Source organism: Flavobacterium sp. SH_e, from assembly GCF_025717045.1.
GTDB lineage: Bacteria > Bacteroidota > Bacteroidia > Flavobacteriales > Flavobacteriaceae > Flavobacterium.
This window is the reverse complement of record NZ_JAOVZN010000003.1, coordinates 312,266-318,615: the sequence shown is the minus strand read 5'-3', so window position 1 is coordinate 318,615 and position 6,350 is coordinate 312,266. Positions and strand designations below refer to the sequence as shown.

At 34.0% G+C, this 6,350-nt stretch carries 6 protein-coding genes; 1 reads left to right on the top strand and 5 read right to left on the bottom strand.

The genetic code is table 11. The features are described from left to right. Positions 1-225 precede the first annotated feature (225 nt). The 4 genes from uxuA to OD917_RS06280 form a co-directional block, all read right to left on the bottom strand. A complete protein-coding gene (gene uxuA, locus OD917_RS06295; RefSeq protein ID WP_263522703.1) occupies positions 226-1,410 on the bottom strand; it encodes a mannonate dehydratase in 1,185 nt (394 codons plus the stop codon). 122 nt (positions 1,411-1,532) lie between these two features. Next, on the bottom strand, positions 1,533-2,345 hold the full coding sequence (locus OD917_RS06290; protein ID WP_263522702.1) for an SDR family oxidoreductase: 813 nt from the start codon (positions 2,343-2,345) through the stop codon (positions 1,533-1,535). 38 nt (positions 2,346-2,383) lie between these two features. Then, the gene (locus tag OD917_RS06285) at positions 2,384-3,046 is read right to left on the bottom strand and encodes a bifunctional 4-hydroxy-2-oxoglutarate aldolase/2-dehydro-3-deoxy-phosphogluconate aldolase (RefSeq protein WP_263522701.1); all 663 of its coding nucleotides are present in this window, start codon (positions 3,044-3,046) and stop codon (positions 2,384-2,386) included. A 3-nt stretch (positions 3,047-3,049) separates the two neighbouring features. Continuing rightward, positions 3,050-3,499: a YhcH/YjgK/YiaL family protein gene (locus OD917_RS06280; protein ID WP_263522700.1), complete on the bottom strand. Its 450-nt coding sequence runs from the start codon at positions 3,497-3,499 to the stop codon at positions 3,050-3,052. Positions 3,500-3,621: 122 nt separating this feature from the next. Between OD917_RS06280 and OD917_RS06275 the strand changes: the two genes are divergently transcribed. Continuing rightward, a complete protein-coding gene (locus OD917_RS06275) occupies positions 3,622-4,689 on the top strand; it encodes a LacI family DNA-binding transcriptional regulator (protein WP_318013866.1) in 1,068 nt (355 codons plus the stop codon). Positions 4,690-4,979: 290 nt separating this feature from the next. Here OD917_RS06275 and OD917_RS06270 read toward each other — a convergent pair whose 3' ends face one another. After that, positions 4,980-6,149: a DUF4861 domain-containing protein gene (locus OD917_RS06270; RefSeq protein ID WP_263522699.1), complete on the bottom strand. Its 1,170-nt coding sequence runs from the start codon at positions 6,147-6,149 to the stop codon at positions 4,980-4,982. Between the last annotated feature and the right edge of the window lie 201 nt (positions 6,150-6,350).

Below are 6,350 nucleotides of genomic sequence, written 5' to 3'. Positions count from 1 at the left end.
TTTGTCATCCTGACGAAGGAAGGATCTCCGCAAGTAGCTCTACAAAGATTGAGAATTCAACTTGTGGAGTCACTTGCGGAGATTTCTCGTCCCTCGAAATGACAAACTAAACTTTTAAATTATCTGCTTAATCAGCAAAATCTGCGAGAGAAAAAAATCTTTTTAATCCTTTTAATCTGTGGCTTAAAAAAACTTAGCGTCTTAGGGCCTTAGTGGCAAAACCAATTATAAGGATCGTTTAATCCCTAATTCAAGTCCACGTAGTTCTGCTAAACCTCTTAAACGGCCAATTGCAGAATAACCCGGATTTGTTTTTTTCTTCAAATCATCCAACATCTGATGTCCGTGATCTGGACGCATTGGTAATTTGCTGTTGTTTCTTTTTTCAACTTCTAGAATTGCTTTTACAACTTCGTACATATCAACATTTCCTTCAAGATGATTGGCTTCGTAAAAGCTTCCTTCTTCGTCGCGCTGTGTACTTCTTAAATGGATAAAATTCATTTTATCGCCGTGACGTCTTATCATTCCAGGCAAATCATTATCAGCTCTTACACCGTATGACCCCGTGCACATTGTAAATCCGTTTGATTTAGAAGGAGCGGCATTCATTAATTCGATCAAATCTTCTTCGGTACTTACAACTCTTGGCAAACCTAAAATCGGGTAGGGTGGATCGTCAGGGTGAATAGCCATCAAAACACCTTTACTTTCTGCAACTGGAATAATTTCTTTTAAAAAATGAAAAAGATTATTCTTTAAAGCTTGTCTGTCAATGTGATTGTAAGTATTCAAAGTAACTAAGAAATCTTCAACAGAATAAGCTTCTTCAGCGCCTGGAAGTCCAGCCAGAATGTTTTGCTGCAATTTTACTTTATCATCAGCAGTCATGGCTTCAAAATAGCTTTTTGCCTTTTGTTTTTGTTCCTCAGAATATTCGTTTTCTGCGCTAGGTCTTTTTAAAATATATAATTCAAAAGCTGCAAAAGCATTGATATCAAAGCGTAAAGCTTTAGAACCATCTTCAACCGTAAAAGATAAATCTGTTCTTGACCAATCTAACACTGGCATGAAATTATAACAAACACATTTAATTCCGCACAAAGCCAGATTACGAATGCTTTCTTTGTAATTTTCAATGTATTGAAGATAATTTCCAGTCTGTTTTTTAATGTCTTCGTGAACCGGAATACTTTCTACAACCGACCAAGTTAAGCCAGAAGCGCCTTTTTTAGGATCTCCGTCTTCGTGTTCGATTTCAACTTTACGCTTAATGATTTCGTCAATGCTCCAGACTTGCCCGTTTGGAATATGGTGTAGAGCCGTTACAATTCCGGTTGCTCCAGTTTGTTTAATATCTTGTAAAGAAACAGGATCATTTGGTCCGAACCATCTTAATGTTTGTTCCATTTGTTATGTGTTTTTGGTTTGTTCTCCTGCAAGGTTTTCAAAACCTTGTAGGTATTTTGATTTATATAAACGTATAATTTAGCCCTACAAGGTTTTCAAAACCTTGCAGGGCGTGAGAAATCTTAAATACTTGTAGCGGCAAAACCACCATCTACTTTTAATGTAATTCCAGTTACGAATTTAGACATGTCGCTGCATAAGAATAAAAGCGCACCGTCTATATCTTCTGGCGAACCAAATCTTCCCATTGGCGTATGATCGATAATTTTTTCTCCTCTTGGCGTTAATTTTCCTTCTGGAGTTAATAACAAAGCGCGATTTTGCTCTCCAATAAAAAATCCTGGTGAAATTGCGTTTACACGAATTCCTTCGCCATATTTAGACGCCAATTCAACCGCCATCCATTGTGTAAAATTGTCAATTGCTGCTTTTGAAGCCGAATAACCAACCACTCTTGTTAAAGGTCTTTGAGCCGATGCCGAAGAAATATTAATGATATTTCCTGATTTCTGCTTTGCAAAAAGTTCTGCAAAAACCTGAGAAGGAAGCATAGTTCCAATAATATTTAAATCAATAACTTTTTGTAAATCATCGGTTTTCATATCATAAACAGCTTGATCTGGCTGAATAGTTGCTCCAGGCATATTACCTCCAGCACCATTGATCAAGATGTCCAAACGACCGTATTTTTCAACAATAAAATCTCTAAGTTTTTCGATTTCTTCTTTGTTTAAAACATTTGCCTGAACCGCAAAACCTTTTCCACCATTTGCTTCGATTGTTTTTACAGTGTTTTCAGCTTTTTCTAGAGATTGTGAAACGATTCCGACAATAACGCCTTGTTTGGCTAAAACATTTGCAAAATTGCTTCCTAAAACTCCAGCACCACCCGTAATCAGCGCAATTTTTCCTTTTAGATTGAATATTGAATCCATTTATTTTTATAATTTATTATTTTGTTTGAATTTGATTTTTAACCTCTTATCGTTTCAATCAAATCCAAAACTCTTTTTGTTTCTTTTTCAATTGTCTCGTAAGCTTCGTAAGCCATTACTTCTTTACTGATTAATTTACTTCCCATTCCAACTGCCGAAACTCCTGCATTAAACCAAGTTTCAATACTTTGTCTTGTAGTATCTACACCACCAGTTGGCATGAAAGTTAAGTTTGGAAAAACATCTCGAATACCGCTCATAAAATCTGGCCCTAAAATATTTCCTGGGAAAAGCTTAATGAATTTTACTCCAGCATTTTCAGCAGCAATAATTTCTGTTGGTGTCATACAACCCGGAGCATATAAAACTTCTTTTCCGATTAAAAACGTTGCAATTTCAGGAACAAAACCTGGACTGATATAAAAATCAGCTCCAGCTAAATAATAGGTTTCTGCCTGCGCTAAATTTTTAATTGTTCCAATTCCTAAAAGCATTCCAGGCATTTCAGCATTTCTAATTTCGATTAATTTTTTGAAATTCGAAAGTGCTTCTGGGCCACGACTTGTATATTCTACAGCTCTAATTCCGACATTATAAAGAGATTTTAAAACCGCAATACTTTTGTTTTCATCTGCATTGAAATATAACGGAAGCATTCCTTGTTTTACAATAACATCAATCGAGTTCTGAATGGTACTCATAAATTATATTTTTACTTTAATTACAATTTTCTTCAAAAGACCTTCGCCAATCATTGCAGTATGAACGTCTTCTGGAAATAATATCGCAAATTGTTTTTCCTGTAATTGAAAAAAGGTGTCTGGAGCATCATGAAAAAAACGAACATCTCTTTCGTCGCTATAATCTCCGTTAGGATTAACGCATTTTTCTCTTGGTTTCCACGCAAAAGTTTCAGGACCTTTAATAGAAATCTGAATGTCGATATTTTTATCATGGCATTCAAATCCTTTTACGGCTTCTTCTTTCGTATTTCCTTGTCCGACAATTACAATCAATTTTAAACCTTCGCCGATTTCAAAAGCTCCTTCTTCAAGATTTTCAATATCATTTTCGTTTACATAATCAAAAGCTTTTTTGAAATTTGGATGCAGTCCGTAATATTTTGCTGCATTTTGTAATGAATCTACTATCATTTTTGAACGCTATTATTTTGGTTTTTTAATGTTATGTGTATCTTTGCGTGTGCGTACACGGTGTTTTTACAAATGTATGTAAATTGTACTGTAAAACAACTTATTTTTAATAAAATAAATTAATTTTACCGCACTGCTTTTATTTTTTTAACTTAAAAAGAATCAATATCATAACGATTAAGAAAATTGCCGAATTAGCCAATATTTCGCCAGGAACTGTGGATCGAATTATACACAAACGCGGACAAGTGGCTCAGGAAACGGTTGACAAAGTCAATGCGATTATCGAAGAGTTTGGCTATAAGCGAAATATATTGGCCAGTAACTTGGCGTTAAATAAGAAATTTCACTTTGCCATTTTCCTTCCAAAATCGGAAACTTTAGAATATTGGAAAAGTCAGATTGACGGAATTGAAAAAGCGGCTTTAGAATTTAGCAAGTTCGGAATTGTCTTGGATTATTTTTTCTATGATTATAATCTGTCTTCTTTTAAAGAATCTGCAAAAAAAATAATGCAGTTTGAATGCGACGGATTATTGTTTGCACCAATTTTTTATGAAGAATCTGTTCAGTTTTTGGACGAATATAAAAAGAAGAACATTCCAATTGTCATGATCGATTCGAATATTTCGGAGGAAAATGAACACGCTTATGTTGGACAAAATGCTTTTCAAAGCGGTTATTTGGCAGGAAGATTAATCAGTTTTGCGGTTAAAAATGAAAGACAGGTTTTAATTTTTAAAATTACGCGCGAAATCGAAAGTACTTCTGTTTATCTCCAACGCATTAAAGGATTTTATTCGTATTTCAAAGATCATGACGAATTGACCAATTTTAAGTTCTCAGAAGTTACTTTAAAAGATTCCGGAATAGATCAATTGAGTATGGAAATGTTTTTGGGCGTAAATAGTGTTTTTGTGCCGAATTCCAGAGCTTATATTGTGGCTGATTTTTTAGAAAAAAACAACATAAAAGGCGTTCGAATTATTGGTTTTGATTTGTTGAAAGAAAATATCGAATATCTAAATAAAGGCGTAATTGATTTTCTAATTAACCAAAGACCAGAAGATCAAGGTTATTTGGGAATCAATTATTTATACAAAAAACTGGTTCTTCAAGAAGAAACAGAAAAGACACATTATATTCCGTTAGAGATTATTTTGAAAGAGAATTATTTTCCTGTGAAATAATATTCTCCTTGCTTCTAAAGTTTAGTTTGTCATTTCGACTGAAAGGAGAAATCTCACAAGATATTCCACAAAGAAAATCGCCAATCGTTATCGAGTTTCTAGTGTGATTTGCTTCGCCAGTTCGCTATCGCTCGGGTCTCCTTTCAGTCGAAATGACAAAACACACTTCAAACATAGCCCGTGGTTTCAACCACGGGAAACGTATTGTGATTATGCTTTGTGTTCCCGTGGTTGAAACCACGGGCTATATTTAAAAACTTTGTGTCTTAGCGCCTTCGTGGCAAAAAAACTTATTTCTTAACCTTCACAATCAACGGATTATTAATTCTCTCAGCAAAAGAACTCAAATATTTTTCCCATTCTTGTTTAGTTAGAAACGGACTTCCTTTTTTCCATCCAAAACCTACATAATAAATCGCTTTGTTGTTTTTTACTGAAATATTTCCGTAAAGATTACTCAAATCTTTTTCTTCCGTAACATGATTATCAAAACTTAGCAAAGTGTTTTTTGGAGCGACTAAACCTGTTCCGATTTCAGAATCATCAATTGGTTCCCAATAACTTAACCAGCCTTCTTTTATGTTAGTTCCAATAGTTCCTTTTTTGTCATGAAGCGTCAAACCTGCAGCAATAGTTTTTGTCCCAGTAATATTGATTTCAAAACGAGAAAGCTGATTTCCATAATCTAAGCTAATCAATTTTGATTCAGTTATTTTATTGCCTTTTGCATCCCAGTCGGCATAAGTTAAAATAAAACTTGTTCGAATTGGTCCCGTTGTAATAGTTTTCCAACTGATAAAATTCTTAGAAAAATAATATTTTCCGTCTACATTTACGGCAATTCCACCCACGCCGCGACTGTCTCCCACATGAAAATTATCTAAACCTTCTCCCGTATCTTTATGATAAGTTCCTGTTCCGTTTGTTGCTTTTTCGTACCATTTATTGATAATTGGATAATCGACTCTTTTTAGCCAAGCATCGATTCCGCTTGTTAACGTTCCACCTGCAATTTTGTCTTCGACCATTTTTTGTGCCACAGGGCCATAAGTTCTAAAAGCCACTTTATTATTTTCCCAAGCATAATCATCTGTACGTTCTGGAACAAAACGAGAATAGCAATTGATAACTTTTGATGCCGAAGGATTTGTTCCAATAAAAACTTCAAAATCTTGTTTTGACGACGCCTTTATTTTTGGTTGAAATAAAAGCAAATCCGCATTTCCGTCGCCATCTTGATCTACAGTTTGTGTTTCTAAAAAAGAACTACTGCCGATTTCTTTTACAGCATAATTTTCTAGTTTGGAATTGGCATTTAAACCGAGAGATTTCTTAGTCAGTTCTATGGTTTCAAATTCTCTGTCAACCTTTAAATTGTTGGTAATCGTAATAATTTTATTCTGAGAAAAAGCAGTAAAATTTGCTGTCAGAACGGTTATAATAAAAAGATGTTTTTTCAAATTTTTCAGTTTTTAATATTTCAAAAATTAGGTTAGATAGGATTATAAAAGTACAAATCAAAACTGAATCGAAAATACAGAATAGGTGTAATTCTGTACAGAATGCTGAAAATCACAAAACTAAATTTAGATTTTTGAATCGGTTTATTTTTTCGTAAATTTCATTACTTGTCTTTTAAAGGCAATTTTTATAATTAAATG

Excerpts from the sequence above, each read along its gene's own strand:
- uxuA (WP_263522703.1), bottom strand. The coding sequence starts at position 1,410 with ATGGAACAAACATTAAGATGGTTCGGACCAAATGATCCTGTTTCTTTA.
- OD917_RS06290 (WP_263522702.1), bottom strand. The coding sequence starts at position 2,345 with ATGGATTCAATATTCAATCTAAAAGGAAAAATTGCGCTGATTACGGGT.
- OD917_RS06285 (WP_263522701.1), bottom strand. The coding sequence starts at position 3,046 with ATGAGTACCATTCAGAACTCGATTGATGTTATTGTAAAACAAGGAATG.
- OD917_RS06280 (WP_263522700.1), bottom strand. The coding sequence starts at position 3,499 with ATGATAGTAGATTCATTACAAAATGCAGCAAAATATTACGGACTGCAT.